This window comes from Streptococcus sp. k-628 (assembly GCF_013277475.1).
GTDB lineage: Bacteria > Bacillota > Bacilli > Lactobacillales > Streptococcaceae > Streptococcus.
Genome location: NZ_VMMZ01000016.1, coordinates 1 through 16,101 on the forward strand (window position 1 = coordinate 1; position 16,101 = coordinate 16,101).

11 protein-coding genes are annotated in these 16,101 nt (G+C 40.5%); 6 read left to right on the forward strand and 5 right to left on the reverse strand.

Annotation, left to right across the window (positions count from 1 at the left end; genetic code table 11):
* Positions 1 to 82: 82 nt before the first annotated feature.
* From HT730_RS02750 to HT730_RS02760, 3 genes are all read right to left on the reverse strand, one after another.
* The gene (locus HT730_RS02750; RefSeq protein WP_119946937.1) at positions 83 to 925 is read right to left on the reverse strand and encodes a sugar ABC transporter permease; all 843 of its coding nucleotides are present in this window, start codon (positions 923 to 925) and stop codon (positions 83 to 85) included.
* Between the two features lies 1 nt (position 926).
* Complete coding sequence (locus HT730_RS02755; protein ID WP_173224767.1) at positions 927 to 2,219, reverse strand: sugar ABC transporter permease; 1,293 nt, start codon at positions 2,217 to 2,219, stop codon at positions 927 to 929.
* 110 nt (positions 2,220 to 2,329) lie between these two features.
* Complete coding sequence (locus HT730_RS02760; RefSeq protein WP_119946939.1) at positions 2,330 to 3,601, reverse strand: maltodextrin ABC transporter substrate-binding protein; 1,272 nt, start codon at positions 3,599 to 3,601, stop codon at positions 2,330 to 2,332.
* A gap of 573 nt (positions 3,602 to 4,174) precedes the next feature.
* On the opposite strand from HT730_RS02760, the gene malQ reads away from it, so the two are divergent.
* From malQ to HT730_RS10425, 3 genes are all read left to right on the forward strand, one after another.
* Complete coding sequence (malQ, locus tag HT730_RS02765; protein ID WP_173306742.1) at positions 4,175 to 5,692, forward strand: 4-alpha-glucanotransferase; 1,518 nt, start codon at positions 4,175 to 4,177, stop codon at positions 5,690 to 5,692.
* 25 nt (positions 5,693 to 5,717) lie between these two features.
* Positions 5,718 to 7,976 (forward strand): glycogen/starch/alpha-glucan phosphorylase, encoded by a 2,259-nt coding sequence (locus tag HT730_RS02770; RefSeq protein WP_173306743.1) that lies wholly within the window; start codon positions 5,718 to 5,720, stop codon positions 7,974 to 7,976.
* 220 nt (positions 7,977 to 8,196) lie between these two features.
* Complete coding sequence (locus tag HT730_RS10425) at positions 8,197 to 8,403, forward strand: hypothetical protein (protein ID WP_000265675.1); 207 nt, start codon at positions 8,197 to 8,199, stop codon at positions 8,401 to 8,403.
* A gap of 340 nt (positions 8,404 to 8,743) precedes the next feature.
* Here the strand turns inward: HT730_RS10425 and HT730_RS02775 are convergent, their stop codons facing one another.
* Positions 8,744 to 9,592 (reverse strand): putative RNA methyltransferase, encoded by an 849-nt coding sequence (locus tag HT730_RS02775; RefSeq protein WP_173306744.1) that lies wholly within the window; start codon positions 9,590 to 9,592, stop codon positions 8,744 to 8,746.
* Positions 9,593 to 9,743: 151 nt separating this feature from the next.
* Here HT730_RS02775 and HT730_RS02780 point away from each other — a divergent pair, with 151 nt between their 5' ends.
* On the forward strand, positions 9,744 to 10,022 hold the full coding sequence (locus HT730_RS02780; RefSeq protein ID WP_000910910.1) for a DUF6110 family protein: 279 nt from the start codon (positions 9,744 to 9,746) through the stop codon (positions 10,020 to 10,022).
* 1 nt (position 10,023) lies between these two features.
* Entirely contained in the window at positions 10,024 to 12,084 is a 2,061-nt protein-coding gene (locus HT730_RS02785) for a heavy metal translocating P-type ATPase (RefSeq protein ID WP_000008775.1), read from the forward strand.
* A gap of 77 nt (positions 12,085 to 12,161) precedes the next feature.
* On the opposite strand, the gene tyrS is transcribed toward HT730_RS02785, so the two are convergent.
* Positions 12,162 to 13,418, reverse strand: a complete 1,257-nt coding sequence (gene tyrS, locus HT730_RS02790) for a tyrosine--tRNA ligase (protein WP_173306745.1) — start codon at positions 13,416 to 13,418, stop codon at positions 12,162 to 12,164.
* A gap of 141 nt (positions 13,419 to 13,559) precedes the next feature.
* Between tyrS and pbp1b the strand changes: the two genes are divergently transcribed.
* Positions 13,560 to 16,019 (forward strand): penicillin-binding protein PBP1B, encoded by a 2,460-nt coding sequence (gene pbp1b, locus HT730_RS02795; protein ID WP_173306746.1) that lies wholly within the window; start codon positions 13,560 to 13,562, stop codon positions 16,017 to 16,019.
* The last annotated feature ends 82 nt before the right edge of the window (positions 16,020 to 16,101 follow it).

Here is a 16,101-nt window from a genome sequence, read left to right on the forward strand (position 1 = left end):
GTTTTGAGGTTGCAGATGGAAGCTGACGTGGTTTGAAGAGATTTTAGAAGAGTATAAAATGAAAAAGGGTGGCGGGGATATATTATCCCTTGTCGCCACCACTTGTAAGTCCTGAAACAAAGTTCTTTTGTAGGAAGAAGAAGAGAATACTGATCGGAAGGGCGATGAGGATAGCACCTGCTGAGAAGTAGGCAATCTTCAAGTTCTTCGCATTGTTAACGAAGGTTTGGAGACCAACAGCAACAGTAAAGTATTCTTTCTCACGAAGCAAGAAACTAGAGAGGATGTAGTCCCCAAAAGGTCCCATGAAGGCCCAGAGAGCTTGTACGGCAACCATTGGGCGAACAAGTGGAAGAACAATTTGCCAGAAGCGGCGGAAGTGTCCTGCACCGTCTAGTTTTGCAGATTCGTCTAAAGACATTGGCACTGTATCGAAGTAGCCTTTCATGAGCCAAGCATTCATCGGGATACCACCACCAACGTAGAGGAAGATGAGGAACCAGCTGTGGTTAAGGGCGTTCAACATAAGTGCCATAACGAAGAAGGCTGTCAAAGCGGCCATGGTTGGCACCATTTGGATAATCAAGAAGAAGACCAAACTTTGTTTACGAGCCAAGAAGTTGTAACGGCTGTAAGCATAACCAGCAAGTACGATGATACTTGTTTGAACAGCCATGGTAATCAAGGCGATAATCAAAGTGTTGAGGTACCAAGTACCGTACAAGGTTTCAGTGAAGAGGCCTTTAAAGTTATCAAAATTGAGGTCGATATTAGTATCTAGTTTAAAGGCTGAGACGTTACCTGCTTTAAAGGCTGACATGATAGTAATCAATAGTGGATAGATAATCACGATTGATAGACCAATCAGGTAAAGGTAAGTAAGGGTTTGAGTCAGTCTACGTTTGAGTTTAATTGAGTTATTCATCTTAGACATCCTCCATATCAAATGCGTGTAGTTTCTTGAATGCGATCATAGAGATTGAGATGACAATGATAGAGATAATCAAAGTAACAGCTGCCGCCATTGAGTATTGAGGAGATGTACCTGTTGTCAAACGGTAGATCCATGAGATCAAGATATCGGTTGAACCAGCTCCACCTCCGACACTACCAGGTCCTCCACCATTGAAGAGGTACATGATAGAGAAGTTGTTAAAGTTGAAGGTGTATTGGCTAATCAAAGTAGGTGCTGCAACAGCCAAGATCATTGGGAAAGTGATGTTGCGGAATTTTTGCCAAGCATTAGCACCGTCAATATAAGCTGCCTCGTAAAGGTCGTTAGGAATAGATTGCAAGATACCCAAAGTCAAAACGTAGATGTATGGGAATCCAAGCCAACCTTGCATCATAATCAAGGCAATCTTAGTCCAAGTTGGGTCTGTTTTCCAAGGGATAAGAGCTCCATCAAGGAAAGGAAGGAATTTAGCAAAGATTGGCAAGACTTGAGTGTTGATAGCACCGACACTATCGTTAAACATGTTTGAGAATGTCAAGATAGTGATGAAGGCTGGAACAGCCCAAGGAAGAAGGAAAATAACACCGAAGATACGTTTTCCTTTGATAAACGGTTGGTTAGCAATGATAGCTGTGAAGATACCGATGACGATTTGTAAAGTAGAAGCTGCCAAAGCCCAGATGATAGTCCAAGAAAGAACAGCACCAAAGGCAGAACGGAAGGTACTCAAACTCCAGATATTACTAAAGTTTGTTAAACCAACCCAGTCCAACAATTTGTTTGGTGGTAAGTGTTGGAAGTCATAGTTAGTAAAGGCGATCATCAAGGTTACGATAACTGGGAAGATAATCGCGAAGGTCATGGCAACATAAGATGGAATGATTAAGAGGTAAGGGAAGCCATTTTCATAGATCCCTTTGATCATGTCTTTGAGGGTACGTGGAACTGGAATTCCATTGTTAATGCGTTTTGCAATCGTATGTGCATCTTTAATATTTGCGAAATAAAAGAGTACATAAACGACTACAAAGATTAAATGGAAGGCACCACGAATCAGCATAAAGAGGGAATTGTCACGACCTGGCTTGTCACCAAGAGTGATGAGGTTGCTCAATTCAGGGGCTGCAAGTGCTAGGAAGTAAAGGACAAATACGATGGTTACACCAAGGAAGATAAAACCTTTGGCTTTTTGTTTATTGTAAATCTGTCCTAACCCAGGAATGATAGACAGCAGGGCTGCTTTACTAGGTTGTTGCTTTTCCATAATAACTCCTTTCATAGGATACTGCTTTTTTATAAGAAAGCTAAATTATTTGTGTCTCTATTGATAAATTCAAAGGGGGATTTGAATTCCACCCCCCTTGAACAAATTTGTTATTCACCAAATTTTTGTTTGATTGTTTCTTTAATCAATGTTACAGCATCGTTAGCAGCTGTTTTAGCATCTTTTTGACCACTTACAGCATCAAAGAGCATGTTTTTCGCTGGATCCCAAACTGCAGACATTTGAGAGATGTTTGGCAGTGGCTGAGTGCTCTTGAACTGTTTGATAACAGCTGTTGTCAACTCATCGTTTTTACCTTCAGCGTATGAACGAGCTTCAGTATTCGCTGGGATTTCGTTAGTCTTATCGTATAAGGCTTTTTGTTGTTCAGTTGAAACAAGGAAGTCTACAAATTTTTGAGAAGCTTCAAGGTTCTTAACGGCTTGAGGGATGACCCAGGCTTTACCACCACCGAATGCAGCATATTCTTTTCCATTTGGAAGAGTTGGAATAGTTGCAACTCCGTAGTTTACTTTAGCATCTTTGAAAGCTTGAGCTTTCCAAGGTCCGTCGATGATAGCAGCTGTTTTACCTTCTTGGAAATGAGTTTGGATCAAGTTTCCAGCACCTTCTGTATCTTGCATACCTTTAGGCCATTTTTCATACCAAGATTTAGCGTAGTTGATACCTGCGATAGAACCGTCGTTGGCAAGACCGATGTCTTTAGGATCTTTACCATTTTGACCGAATACGTATCCGCCGTTACCAGCAAGAAGTCCGTATGCATAGTAGAAGTTTGTCCAGTCAGCTAGGAAGGCAGTAGTTTTGCCATCTTCTCCAGCGAAGGCATATTTGCTATCTTTAGCAAGGTTTTCCAAGTCAGCAAATGTTTTTGGAGCATCTTTTACCAAGTCTTTGTTGTAGTACATAACAAGTGACTCGATAACGGCAGGAGCACCGTAAACTTTACCATTAGCAGCGGTTACAAGAGATTTAGTTGTGTCGTCTGTTTTAGCACCATCGCTCAATTTCACTTCTGAAAGTTGTCCGTCAGAACCAAGGCTACCTACACGGTCGTATGGAGCCATCATAATATCAGGGACATTACCAGATTGGTTGTCAAGTGAAAGTTTATCAAGACCTCCTAGAGCATCACCAGTTTTAAGAGTAATTTTTACGCCAGCTTCTTTTTCATAAGCTTTAGCAATTTCTTCAATATAGCTCTTATATCCTTCGTCTACATATACAGTGAGTTCTTTGGCTTCAGATGAACCAGAATCAGCAGGCTTATCAGCAGTTTTGCTTCCGCAAGCTACCAAAAGCAAGCTAGCAAGTGTAACAGTTCCAAGCACAGCAGCGCTCTTCGTGAATTTAGATGACATAGTGTATTCCTCCTAAAGAATAACAAGTTTTATTGACAAGAAAAACGCAAACGTTTTCCTTTATGAGCTTAGTATAGCACAAATAGAAAACGGTTGCAAGTGTTTTTGTCAAAAATTTTAAAAAATTTTTAAGCTTGATTTGATAGCATGATTTTACTTTTTAATAGAAGAAAAGTGTGAAATAGATAAGAATACAGTATTTTTAATAAAAAATAGATGGAATCTGTCTAAAGAGGGAAATCAGGAGGGGTACCTCCCTGTTTCTAATCCCTATCTATTTTCTATAGACCTTTGTGTCTTTTTGCATATAAATTAAAGCTTCCTGAAGGAGGATTTGCACCTTGTAGACTGTTCTGTGAGAGTCAAATTTTAGGATTAGATAGTTTATTTTAGGATTAGATGGTTTTAAGTTATCTTTGCTAAAATGGGTTAGTCTCCTTAAAAATAATCAAAAAAGTTTTTTAAAAACGCTTGCAATTATGCTTGAAAAGGAGTATACTTATAAGTAGCGCAAACGTTTGCGTCTGCAAAAATACGCAACGTTCCATTAATTTTAACACATGAGGTGCTATTATGAAAAAACGTCAAAGTGGTGTGTTGATGCACATCTCTTCTCTTCCAGGAGCATACGGAATCGGATCATTTGGTCAAAGTGCTTACGACTTCGTTGATTTCTTGGTTCGTACAAAACAACGTTACTGGCAAATCCTTCCACTAGGAACAACTAGTTACGGGGATTCTCCTTACCAATCTTTCTCAGCCTTCGCAGGAAACACTCATTTTATCGATTTGGATATCTTGGTGGAGCAAGGTTTGTTGGAAGCAAGTGACCTTGAAGGAGTTGATTTTGGTAGCGATGCGTCTGAAGTTGACTATGCGAAAATCTACTATGCACGTCGTCCTCTTTTAGAAAAAGCGGTAAAACGTTTCTTTGAAGTCGGAGATGTTAAAGATTTTGAGAAATTTGCTCAAGATAACCAATCATGGCTTGAGCTCTTTGCTGAGTATATGGCTATCAAAGAGCATTTTGACAATCTTGCTTGGACTGAATGGCCAGATGCAGATGCTCGTGCTCGTAAAGCTTCAGCACTTGAAAGCTACCGTGAGCAATTGGCAGACAAGTTGGTTTACCACCGTGTGACTCAGTACTTCTTCTTCCAACAATGGTTGAAATTGAAAGCTTACGCTAACGACAACCACATCGAAATCGTTGGGGACATGCCAATCTACGTAGCGGAAGATTCAAGCGATATGTGGGCAAATCCACATCTCTTCAAGACAGATGTTAACGGTAAGGCAACTTGCATCGCAGGATGCCCACCAGATGAATTTTCTGCAACTGGTCAGCTTTGGGGTAACCCAATCTATGACTGGGAAGCAATGGATAAAGACGGTTACAAATGGTGGATTGAACGCTTGCGTGAAAGCTTCAAAATCTACGACATCGTTCGTATCGACCACTTCCGCGGCTTCGAATCTTACTGGGAAATCCCTGCTGGTTCCGATACAGCAGCACCTGGTGAGTGGGTCAAAGGTCCTGGCTACAAGCTTTTTGCAGCCGTTAAGGAAGAACTTGGTGAGTTAAACATCATCGCAGAAGACCTTGGCTTCATGACTGATGAAGTTATCGAGTTGCGTGAACGTACTGGCTTCCCAGGAATGAAAATTCTTCAATTTGCCTTCAACCCAGAAGACGAAAGCATCGATAGCCCACACTTGGCACCTGCTAACTCAGTTATGTACACAGGAACACACGATAACAATACGGTTCTTGGTTGGTACCGTAACGAGATTGATGATGCGACTCGTGAGTACATGGCTCGCTACACTAATCGTAAAGAATACGAAACAGTGCCACATGCTATGCTTCGTACAGTCTTTTCATCAGTTAGCTTCATGGCAATTGCAACTATGCAAGATTTGCTAGAATTGGATGAGGCGGCTCGTATGAACTTCCCATCTACCCTTGGTGGAAACTGGTCTTGGCGTATGACTGAAGAGCAATTGACACCAGCTGTTGAGGAAGGTTTGCTTGACTTGACAACAATCTATCGACGAATCAATGAAAATTTGGTAGAATTAAAGAAATAATACAATATCAGGAGACACCTTAAACATGTTATCACTACAAGAATTTGTACAAAATCGCTACAATAAAACCATTGCAGAATGTAGCAATGAAGAGCTTTACCTTGCTCTTCTTAACTACAGCAAGCTTGCAAGTAGCCAAAAACCAGTTAACACTGGTAAGAAAAAAGTTTACTACATCTCAGCTGAGTTCTTGATTGGTAAACTCTTGTCAAACAACTTGATCAACCTTGGTCTTTACGACGATGTCAAAAAAGAACTTGCAGCTGCAGGTAAAGACTTGATCGAAGTTGAAGAAGTTGAATTGGAACCATCTCTTGGTAATGGTGGTTTGGGACGTTTGGCTGCCTGCTTTATCGACTCAATTGCGACTCTTGGTTTGAATGGTGACGGTGTTGGTTTGAACTACCACTTTGGTCTTTTCCAACAAGTTCTTAAAAACAACCAACAAGAAACAATTCCAAATGCATGGTTGACAGAGCAAAACTGGTTGGTTCGCTCAAGCCGTAGCTACCAAGTACCATTTGCAGACTTTACTTTGACATCAACTCTTTATGATATTGATGTTCCTGGTTACAAGACAGAAACGAAGAACCGCTTGCGTTTGTTTGACTTGGATTCAGTTGATTCTTCTATTATTAAAGACGGTATCAGCTTTGACAAGACAGATATTGCTCGCAACTTGACTCTCTTCCTTTACCCAGATGATAGTGACCGTCAAGGTGAGTTGCTCCGTATCTTCCAACAATACTTCATGGTTTCAAACGGTGCGCAATTGATCATCGACGAAGCAATCGAAAAAGGAAGCAACTTGCATGACCTTGCTGATTACGCTGTTGTACAAATCAACGATACTCACCCATCAATGGTTATCCCTGAATTGATCCGTCTTTTGACTGCACGTGGTATCGAGCTTGACGAAGCAATCTCAATCGTTCGTAGCATGACTGCCTACACTAACCACACAATCCTTGCTGAAGCCCTTGAAAAATGGCCTCTTGAATTCTTGCAAGAAGTGGTTCCTCACTTGGTACCAATCATCGAAGAATTGGACCGTCGTGTGAAAGCAGAAGTGAAAGATCCAGCTGTTCAAATCATCGATGAGAGCGGACGTGTTCACATGGCTCACATGGATATCCACTATGGATACAGCGTTAACGGGGTTGCGGCACTTCACACTGAAATCTTGAAAAATTCTGAGTTGAAAGCTTTCTATGACCTTTACCCAGAAAAATTCAACAACAAAACAAACGGTATCACTTTCCGTCGTTGGCTCATGCATGCTAACCCAAGATTGTCTCACTACTTGGATGAAATTCTTGGAGACGGTTGGCACCATGAAGCTGATGAGCTTGAAAAACTTTTGTCTTATGAAGACAAAGCAGCTGTCAAAGAAAAATTGGAAAGCATCAAGGCTCACAACAAACGTAAATTGGCTCGTCACTTGAAAGAACACCAAGGTGTGGAAATCAATCCAAACTCTATCTTTGATATCCAAATCAAACGTCTTCACGAGTACAAACGCCAACAAATGAATGCCTTGTACGTGATTCACAAATACCTTGACATCAAAGCTGGTAACATCCCTGCTCGTCCAATCACAATCTTCTTTGGTGGTAAAGCAGCTCCAGCCTACACAATCGCTCAAGACATTATCCATTTAATCCTTTGCATGTCAGAAGTTATTGCTAACGATCCAGCAGTAGCTCCACACTTGCAAGTAGTTATGGTTGAAAACTACAACGTTACTGCAGCAAGCTTCCTTATCCCAGCATGTGATATTTCAGAACAAATCTCACTTGCTTCTAAAGAAGCTTCAGGTACTGGTAACATGAAATTCATGTTGAACGGAGCTTTGACTCTTGGTACTATGGACGGTGCTAACGTGGAAATCGCTGAGTTGGTTGGCGATGAAAACATCTACATCTTTGGTGAAGATTCAGAAACTGTTATCGACCTTTACGCAAAAGCAGCTTACAAATCAAGCGAATTCTACGCTCGTGAAGCTATCAAACCATTGGTTGACTTCATCGTTAGCGATGCAGTTCTTGCAGCTGGAAACAAAGAGCGCTTGGAACGTCTTTACAATGAATTGATCAACAAAGACTGGTTCATGACTCTTCTTGATTTGGAAGACTACATCAAAGTCAAAGAGCAAATGCTTGCTGACTACGAAGACCGTGACGCATGGTTGGATAAAGTCATCGTTAACATTTCTAAAGCAGGATTCTTCTCATCTGACCGTACAATCGCTCAGTACAACGAAGATATCTGGCACTTGAACTAAGATACAAATTTATACGAATACATTTTGTAAAAAAGCGAGTTTCGATTGAAATTCGCTTTTTTAAATGTTGTGGATTTTAGTCAATCCTGTCTAAAAATAGGGAAATTATAGATACAGTGAAGGCTTAGAAATACTGCTTTTTACTCTCTTTCAACCTCATATCCCTTGTATTCGCTTACATAAAGTATTATAATATAATTGTAGGAAAGAAGGTGTTTTTATGTGGAAAAAATATTTTTCAAAATATAAATGGACGGATTTATTTTGGATTTTATTTGTTATTTTGACCTGCCTCTTGGCGGGTAATGATACTCTTTTCCCCCTTACCCATCAAGAAATCTCTTATCATGGGTGCTTATTTGGAATTACACTTGCATTATATCACTTACTATTTATTGATAAGTTTGTAATTTCGAATCGAAAATAAAGATTAGAACTATGCTTGACTGCCTACTTTTATGATTGATTTTGGAGGGAAGATTTTGTCTCTGTTATTTATTATTTTAAATTTGTTTATCTTGTACAAGATCTATTCTTTAAGGCGGGAAAAATCGAAATACTTGATTTATACGGCCTATATCATATTTGGGGCAAATGTACTATATGGTATTCAATGGCTATTAAGAGAACTGATTTCAAATATTTCCACTTAATATGTATGGAAACTATAACAAAACGCATAAGATTAAGGTTTTGACCACCTGTTCTTATGCGTTTTTGTAATATTGAAGATTTTCGGTAAGTTTTATACCTTTGGGAAGTCTGGTTTAGAATGCTTTCCCAACCAGAACCTCAGACTCAATGGTAATCTCTGTCAGTTGGCTCCAGTCAATCTTGCTTTGGTCGACGTGAAAGAGGAGAGGAGTCATACTGAGTAGGGATTGAAGCTGCTCAGTTGTGATAGTCTTAGTCAGAGAGGCAGTTTGGTTAGATAGGATGGTAAAGTGTTCTTGGAAATGATTTTTGATATCTTGATTAGAATAATCCTTGTTTGTCAGCTGGTCCTGTACTCTTTGACGAATTTCCTTGAGGTGATTTTCAGTTGGGATAACCTTTATCAAGATACCGTCTTTGGATAAAACACGACGAAATTCTCCATAGTTGGCAGGTGAAAAGATATCAAGCAGAATATCCATGCTGGCGTCTTTTATAGGAAGTCGTGCCAAGTCGCCAACGAACCAATTGACTGCCCAGTTTGGTTCACTCTTGGCAGCGATTTGGACTGAATCTTTGGAGATGTCAAAGGCATAGAAGGTTTTGTCAGGATGACTTTCTTGGAGCTTGCGAGAATAGAATCCTTCGCCACAACCGATATCTAAGACTGTGGTGCTAGTTTCTGAATTTGCTAACAAGTCAGATACAGCTTCTAAGATGGCCCGATAAAAGCCGGCTTCTAGGATTTGTTGACGGTTTTGAAAATTTTCCTTGTCATAGTTAGCAGATTGTTTGATTTGAGGTGCCAGATTGACATAGCCAAATTTAGCCAAGTCAAAAGAATGACGGTTGCAGCACTTGAGACTGCTCTCTACCAGAGTCAGATTTTCTTGACAGATAGGGCAGGCAAAGGCAGTCGCAGAAGCAAAACGCTGGAGTTTAGGTTTGAGATTTGTATTCATAGTTTAAGTGTATCAAAAGAGGCAAATGAAAGCAACTTTAGGAATAAGTAGATGGGAGATTCAGTAGAAATAAAACTAATTCTCCAATTTATAGAATAAAATTGCTTTTATATCTAAATTGCTATATAATAATGATAAGGAGGAAATAAGTATGTTAAAAGAAGTATTAACCGTCGCAAAAGTTGCGAAAAAATCATCACTCTTTTTGGGTGGTGTCGCATTTGGTACCCTTGGTTTGAAAATCTTGGCAAGTAAGGAAGCTAAAAAAGGTTATTCTAAAGCTTTGGCTAAGGCTTACAAGTTGAAAGATGGGCTAGATGCATCTGTTTCTGTTGTGAAACAACATGGAGACGATGTCTTGCAAGATGCCAAATATTTGTACGAGCAAGAGAAAAAAGAAGAGCAATTAGATAGCCTTATAGGAGAATAATATGTCTTTTAAAGTGCTACATAGAGGATACCAACATATCCGACTATCATCTTCTTTTTCACTCACCTTGGATATTCAAGACTATCTTCGTTCCTTGGCGAGAGATGAAAAGGGGATTGAGTCTATCCAGTTTTACATGGATCAACAGCACTTTACTCTACGCATAAAAGAAGGCTTTTCTGTATTAGATAATGCAGAAGCCTTTTTAAAAAGAATTGATAAAGGGAAAGTTTCTGAGCTGATGACTCTTCCCATTCGTAGAGAAGAGAGTGCTTATTCTATTGTTTCAGGTGCAGCGATTAAGCGTGTGCTTTTTCGTAGTTTTGTGCCGTATCCTATTCGCTATATATGGACTTGTTATCAGGCTTTGGGTTATATCAGAGAAGCCTATCAAACACTAGCGCGTAAGGAACTAACGATGGAGGTCTTGGACTGTTCGGCGATTTTATTGTCCTTGTTTATGAACCAATCCAAGACGGCTAGCAATATCATGTTTATGCTTGATTTGGGGAATCATTTAGATCAGTGGTCCTTGAAAAAAACTGCAACAGATTTAGAACAGAGTCTTCTTGCAAAAGAGAGCGATGTATTCTTAGTACAGGGCGATACGGTTGTTAGTATCAAGAGTTCCGATGTTCAAATAGGAGATGTTTTGGTCCTATCTCAAGGAAATGAAATTCTGTTTGATGGACAAGTAGTTTCAGGTTTAGGTATGGTCAACGAAAGTTCCTTGACAGGAGAGAGTTTTCCAGTTGAAAAAAGAGAGTCTGATTTGGTTTGTGCAAATACAGTATTAGAAACTGGAGAGTTGCGTATTCGTGTAACCGATAATCAGATGAACAGCCGGATTTTACAGCTGATTGAGTTGATGAAGAAATCTGAAGAAAACAAGAAAACGAAACAACGCTATTTCATCAAGATGGCGGACAAGGTCGTCAAATATAATTTCTTGGGGGCTGGGCTGACTTACCTATTGACAGGTTCTTTTTCTAAGGCTATCTCTTTCCTATTGGTCGATTTCTCCTGCGCTTTGAAAATCTCTACTCCTGTAGCTTATTTGACAGCTATCAAGGAGGGGTTGAATCGTGAAATGGTGATTAAGGATGGGGATGTTCTGGAGAAATACCTGGAAGTTGATACTTTCTTGTTTGATAAGACAGGAACAATCACAACTAGTTATCCTATAGTTGAAAAGGTGTTACCTTTTGGGGACTATAGTGAGGAAGATATTCTCAGAATTAGTGCCTGTCTTGAGGAACACATTTATCATCCTATTGCTAATGCCATCGTCAAGCAAGCTGAGATAGAGGGGATTGAACATGAGGAAATGCATGGGAAACTCCAATATATCGCAAGCAAGGGGATTAAATCTCATATAGATGGGCAACCAGTTCTTATTGGGAATTATGTTTTAATGCAGGATGAGCAGATTCATATCAGTTCGGAGCAAAATGCTTTAATTGAAGAGTACAAGAGTCACTACAATCTCTTATTCTTGGCTTATCAGAATGAATTGATTGGAATGTTCTGCATTCATACTCCTTTGAGAAAAGAAGCAAAAGCAGCCTTGGAGAAACTTAAGGCACAAGGGAAAAAATTGATTCTGGCAACAGGGGACACCCTGGTTAGGACAGAGGAATTAGTCAAAGATTTGCCCTTTGATCAGGTCTATACAGACTTGAAACCTGATGGGAAATTTGAGTTAGTAGAGGAACTGCAGAAAGCAGGTCACACTATTTTGATGGTTGGGGATGGGTTGAACGACTCAGCGGCTCTAACCCTATCAGATATCGGTGTGGTGATGAATGAGAGTGCAGATATTTCTAAGCAGATGAGTGATATATTATTGTTAGATAATCGCTTGGATTTCTTCCAAGAGTTGGATTGGCTATCATCATCTTTGCAAACACTCATCAAGAAGAATATTCAAGATACCGTTGTCGTAAATAGTAGTTTGATTGGCTTTGGCTTGTTTAATTGGCTCAGTCCTTCAAATCTCTCTATCTTACATAATCTAACAACCTTACGCATTGTACTGCGTAGCCTGTCTATTAAGGGATAGGTGGGGACTATTAACAGCAAAAAGGAGTTACCTTTCTCGAGGGTAACTCCTTTTTTTATAGGTAAATGTTGAACAGTTTAGTAAGTCAATACAAAGTATTTTTTCTTCCCACGACGGATAACAGTCAGTTCATTCTCAAGCTTATCTGCGTCACTCAAGACATAGTCAAGGTCTTGGATACGGTCGCCATTTAAGTAAATGGCTCCGTTTTGAACATCTTCACGGGCTTGGCGTTTTGAGTTGACTACACCAGATGACACGAGCAGTTCCACGATATTATGGTTTTCGTCTGCTTGAACTTGGTAGTTTGGTACGCCACGAAGTCCTTGTTTGAGCTCTTTGACAGAAAGGTTTTTGATGTTTCCTGCAAAGAGCTGCTCAGTGATGTTGAGGGCTTCTTTGTAGGCTTCTTCGCCGTGAACAAGTGTAACGACTTCACGAGCCAAGACTTTTTGAGCCAAGCGTTCGTGTGGAGCCGCTTCAAACTGTTTGCGGATGTCTTCAATCTCATCAAGTGACAAGAAAGTAAAGATTTTCAAGAAGCGAACAGCGTCTGCGTCCATAACGTTCATCCAAAATTGGTACATTTCGTATGGGGAAGTCTTTTCAGGATTGAGCCAAACTGCGTTTCCTTCTGATTTACCAAATTTCTTACCAGTTGCATCTGTAATCAATGGAACAGTGATAACGTGGCCAGTCTTGTCAGCCTTACGACGAAGCAATTCCGTACCAGCTGTCATATTTCCCCACTGGTCAGAACCACCGATTTGAAGAGTGACATTATGGTCTTGGTTAAGGACGAAGAAATCGTAACCTTGCATGATTTGGTAAGCGAACTCAGTGTAAGAAATTCCTGTTTCGATCCGTTTTTTAACAGATTCCTTACTCATCATGTAGTTGACAGTGAAGTATTTTCCAATATCACGGAGGAAGTCAATGAAGCTGATGCTGCCAAACCAGTCGTAGTTGTTGACCATGACAGCTTTATTTTCGCCGTTTTCAAAGTCAAGAAAACGAGAAAGTTGTCCTTGGATAGACTTGACCCAGCCCTCTACTGTGTCTTTTGTTTGGAGACTACGTTCAGCATCTTTGAAGGACGGATCTCCGATGAGACCTGTAGCACCGCCAACGAGCGCATAAGGTTTGTGACCTGCTAGTTGCAAGCGACGACTTGTCAAGATTGCGACAAGGTGGCCTAGGTGAAGGCTGTCAGCAGTTGGATCGTAGCCAGTATAATAAGAAACTTGACCTTCTTCTAGGGCTTTACGCAAAGCTTCTTCATCAGTCGTTTGAAAAATCAAACCACGCTCTTTTAGCTCATCAAAAATGTGCATGTGTCTTTTCTCCTTTTTAAAATTATTGTTTCTACCTATTGTATCACAAACTTGGGCAATAGCCTAGCAGAATAGGGAAGAAAGTGGCTATTTTATTGAAAGTTTCTCTTTTGTGGTATAATAGATAAAGTGAGGAAATCCATGCAAAATCAATTAAATGAATTAAAACGAAAAATGCTGGAATTTTTCCAGCAAAAACATAAAAAATCAGCTAGACCTGGCAAGAAAGGTTCAAGTGTCCAAAAATCTAAATCCTTAGAGAAGCCAGCCATTTTTCCAGCTATTTTACTGAGTATAAAAGCTTTATTTAACTTGCTCTTTGTGCTCGGTTTTCTAGGAGGAATGTTGGGAGCTGGGATTGCTTTGGGGTACGGAGTGGCCTTATTTGACAAGGTACGGGTGCCTCAGACAGAAGAATTGGTACATCAGGTCAAGGACATCTCTTCTATTTCAGAGATTACCTATGCGGATGGGACGGTAATTGCTTCCATAGAGAGTGATTTGTTGCGCACTTCTATCTCATCTGAGCAAATTTCGGAAAATCTGAAGAAGGCTATCATTGCGACGGAAGATGAACACTTTAAAGAACATAAGGGTGTAGTACCCAAGGCAGTGATTCGTGCGACCTTGGGGAAATTTGTAGGTTTGGGTTCCTCTAGTGGGGGTTCAACTTTGACCCAACAACTGATTAAACAGCAGGTGGTTGGGGATGCGCCGACCTTGGCCCGTAAGGCGACAGAGATTGTGGATGCTCTTGCCTTGGAACGCGCCATGAATAAGGATGAGATTTTAACGACCTATCTCAATGTGGCTCCTTTTGGCCGAAATAATAAGGGACAGAATATTGCAGGGGCTCAGCAGGCAGCTGAGGGGATTTTCGGTGTAGATGCCAGTCAGTTGACGGTTCCTCAAGCAGCATTTTTAGCAGGACTTCCACAGAGTCCCATTACTTACTCTCCCTATGAAAATACTGGAGAGTTGAAGAGTGATGAAGACCTAGAAATTGGCTTAAGACGGGCTAAGGCAGTTCTTTACAGTATGTATCGTACAGGTGCCTTAAGCAAAGACGAGTATTCTCAATACAAGGATTATGACCTTAAACAGGACTTTTTACCATCGGGCACGGTCACAGGAATTTCACGAGACTATTTATACTTTACAACTTTGGCAGAAGCTCAAGAACGTATGTATGACTATCTAGCTCAGAGAGATAATGTCTCCGTTAAGGAGTTGAAAAATGAGGCAACTCAGAAGTTTTATCGCGATTTGGCAGCCAAGGAAATTGAAAATGGTGGTTATAAAATTACTACTACCATAGACCAGAAAATTCATTCTGCCATGCAAAGTGCGGTTGCTGACTATGGCTATCTTTTAGACGATGGAACAGGTCGTGTAGAAGTAGGGAATGTCTTGATGGACAACCAAACAGGTGCTATTCTAGGCTTTGTGGGTGGTCGTAATTATCAAGAAAATCAAAATAATCATGCCTTTGATACCAAGCGCTCACCAGCTTCTACTACCAAGCCTTTGCTGGCCTACGGTATTGCTATTGACCAGGGCTTGATGGGAAGCGAAACGATTCTATCTAACTATCCAACAAACTTTGCTAATGGCAATCCGATTATGTATGCTAATAGCAAGGGAACAGGAATGATGACCTTGGGAGAAGCTCTGAACTATTCATGGAATATCCCTGCTTACTGGACCTATCGTATGCTTCGTGAAAAGGGTGTTGATGTCAAGGGTTATATGGAAAAGATGGGCTACGAGATTCCTGAGTACGGTATTGAGAGCTTGCCGATGGGTGGTGGTATTGAAGTCACAGTTGCCCAGCATACCAATGGTTATCAGACCTTGGCTAATAATGGTCTATATCATAAAAAACATGTGATTTCTAAAATTGAAGCAGCAGATGGTAGAGTGGTGTATGAGTATCAGGATAAACCAGTTCAAGTCTATTCAAAAGCTACTGCTACAATTATGCAGGGCTTGTTGCGAGAAGTTCTATCCTCTCGTGTGACAACAACCTTCAAGACGAATCTGACTTCTTTAAATCCTACTCTGGCTAATGCAGATTGGATTGGGAAGACTGGTACAACCAACCAAGACGAAAATATGTGGCTCATGCTTTCGACACCTAGATTAACCCTAGGCGGCTGGATTGGGCATGATGATAATCATTCATTGTCACGTAGAGCAGGTTATTCCAATAACTCTAATTACATGGCTCATCTGGTAAATACGATTCAGCAAGCCTCACCAAGCATTTGGGGGAACGAGCGCTTCGCTTTAGATCCTAGTGTCGTAAAATCCGAAGTCTTGAAATCAACAGGTCAAAAACCAGGGAAGGTTTCTGTTGAAGGAAAAGAAGTAGAGGTCACAGGTTCGACTGTTACCAGCTATTGGGCTAATAAGGCAGGAGCGCCAACGACCAGTTATCGCTTTGCTATTGGCGGAAGTGATGCGGATTATCAAAATGCTTGGTCAAGCATTGTGGGGAGTCTACCAACTCCATCAAGCTCCAGCAGTTCAAGTAGTAGTTCTAGCGATAGCAGTAACTCAAGTACTACACGACCTTCTTCTTCAAGGGCGAGACGATAAGTTCTATAAACTGTGCTAAATGAAGTGGCTAATCAATTGATTGCCACTTTTTTCTTTTTTCCTTTCGTGTTACAATAAAGGT

What these genes read in the sequence shown, in the direction of transcription:
- HT730_RS02780 (WP_000910910.1), top strand. Translation starts at nt 9,744, where the DNA reads ATGTTAAAAGAAGTATTAACCGTCGCAAAAGTTGCGAAAAAATCATCA.
- HT730_RS10425 (WP_000265675.1), top strand. Translation starts at nt 8,197, where the DNA reads ATGTGGAAAAAATATTTTTCAAAATATAAATGGACGGATTTATTTTGG.
- tyrS (WP_173306745.1), bottom strand. Translation starts at nt 13,418, where the DNA reads ATGCACATTTTTGATGAGCTAAAAGAGCGTGGTTTGATTTTTCAAACG.
- HT730_RS02750 (WP_119946937.1), bottom strand. Translation starts at nt 925, where the DNA reads ATGAATAACTCAATTAAACTCAAACGTAGACTGACTCAAACCCTTACT.
- HT730_RS02785 (WP_000008775.1), top strand. Translation starts at nt 10,024, where the DNA reads ATGTCTTTTAAAGTGCTACATAGAGGATACCAACATATCCGACTATCA.
- HT730_RS02775 (WP_173306744.1), bottom strand. Translation starts at nt 9,592, where the DNA reads ATGAATACAAATCTCAAACCTAAACTCCAGCGTTTTGCTTCTGCGACT.
- HT730_RS02760 (WP_119946939.1), bottom strand. Translation starts at nt 3,601, where the DNA reads ATGTCATCTAAATTCACGAAGAGCGCTGCTGTGCTTGGAACTGTTACA.
- pbp1b (WP_173306746.1), top strand. Translation starts at nt 13,560, where the DNA reads ATGCAAAATCAATTAAATGAATTAAAACGAAAAATGCTGGAATTTTTC.
- HT730_RS02755 (WP_173224767.1), bottom strand. Translation starts at nt 2,219, where the DNA reads ATGGAAAAGCAACAACCTAGTAAAGCAGCCCTGCTGTCTATCATTCCT.
- HT730_RS02770 (WP_173306743.1), top strand. Translation starts at nt 5,718, where the DNA reads ATGTTATCACTACAAGAATTTGTACAAAATCGCTACAATAAAACCATT.
- malQ (WP_173306742.1), top strand. Translation starts at nt 4,175, where the DNA reads ATGAAAAAACGTCAAAGTGGTGTGTTGATGCACATCTCTTCTCTTCCA.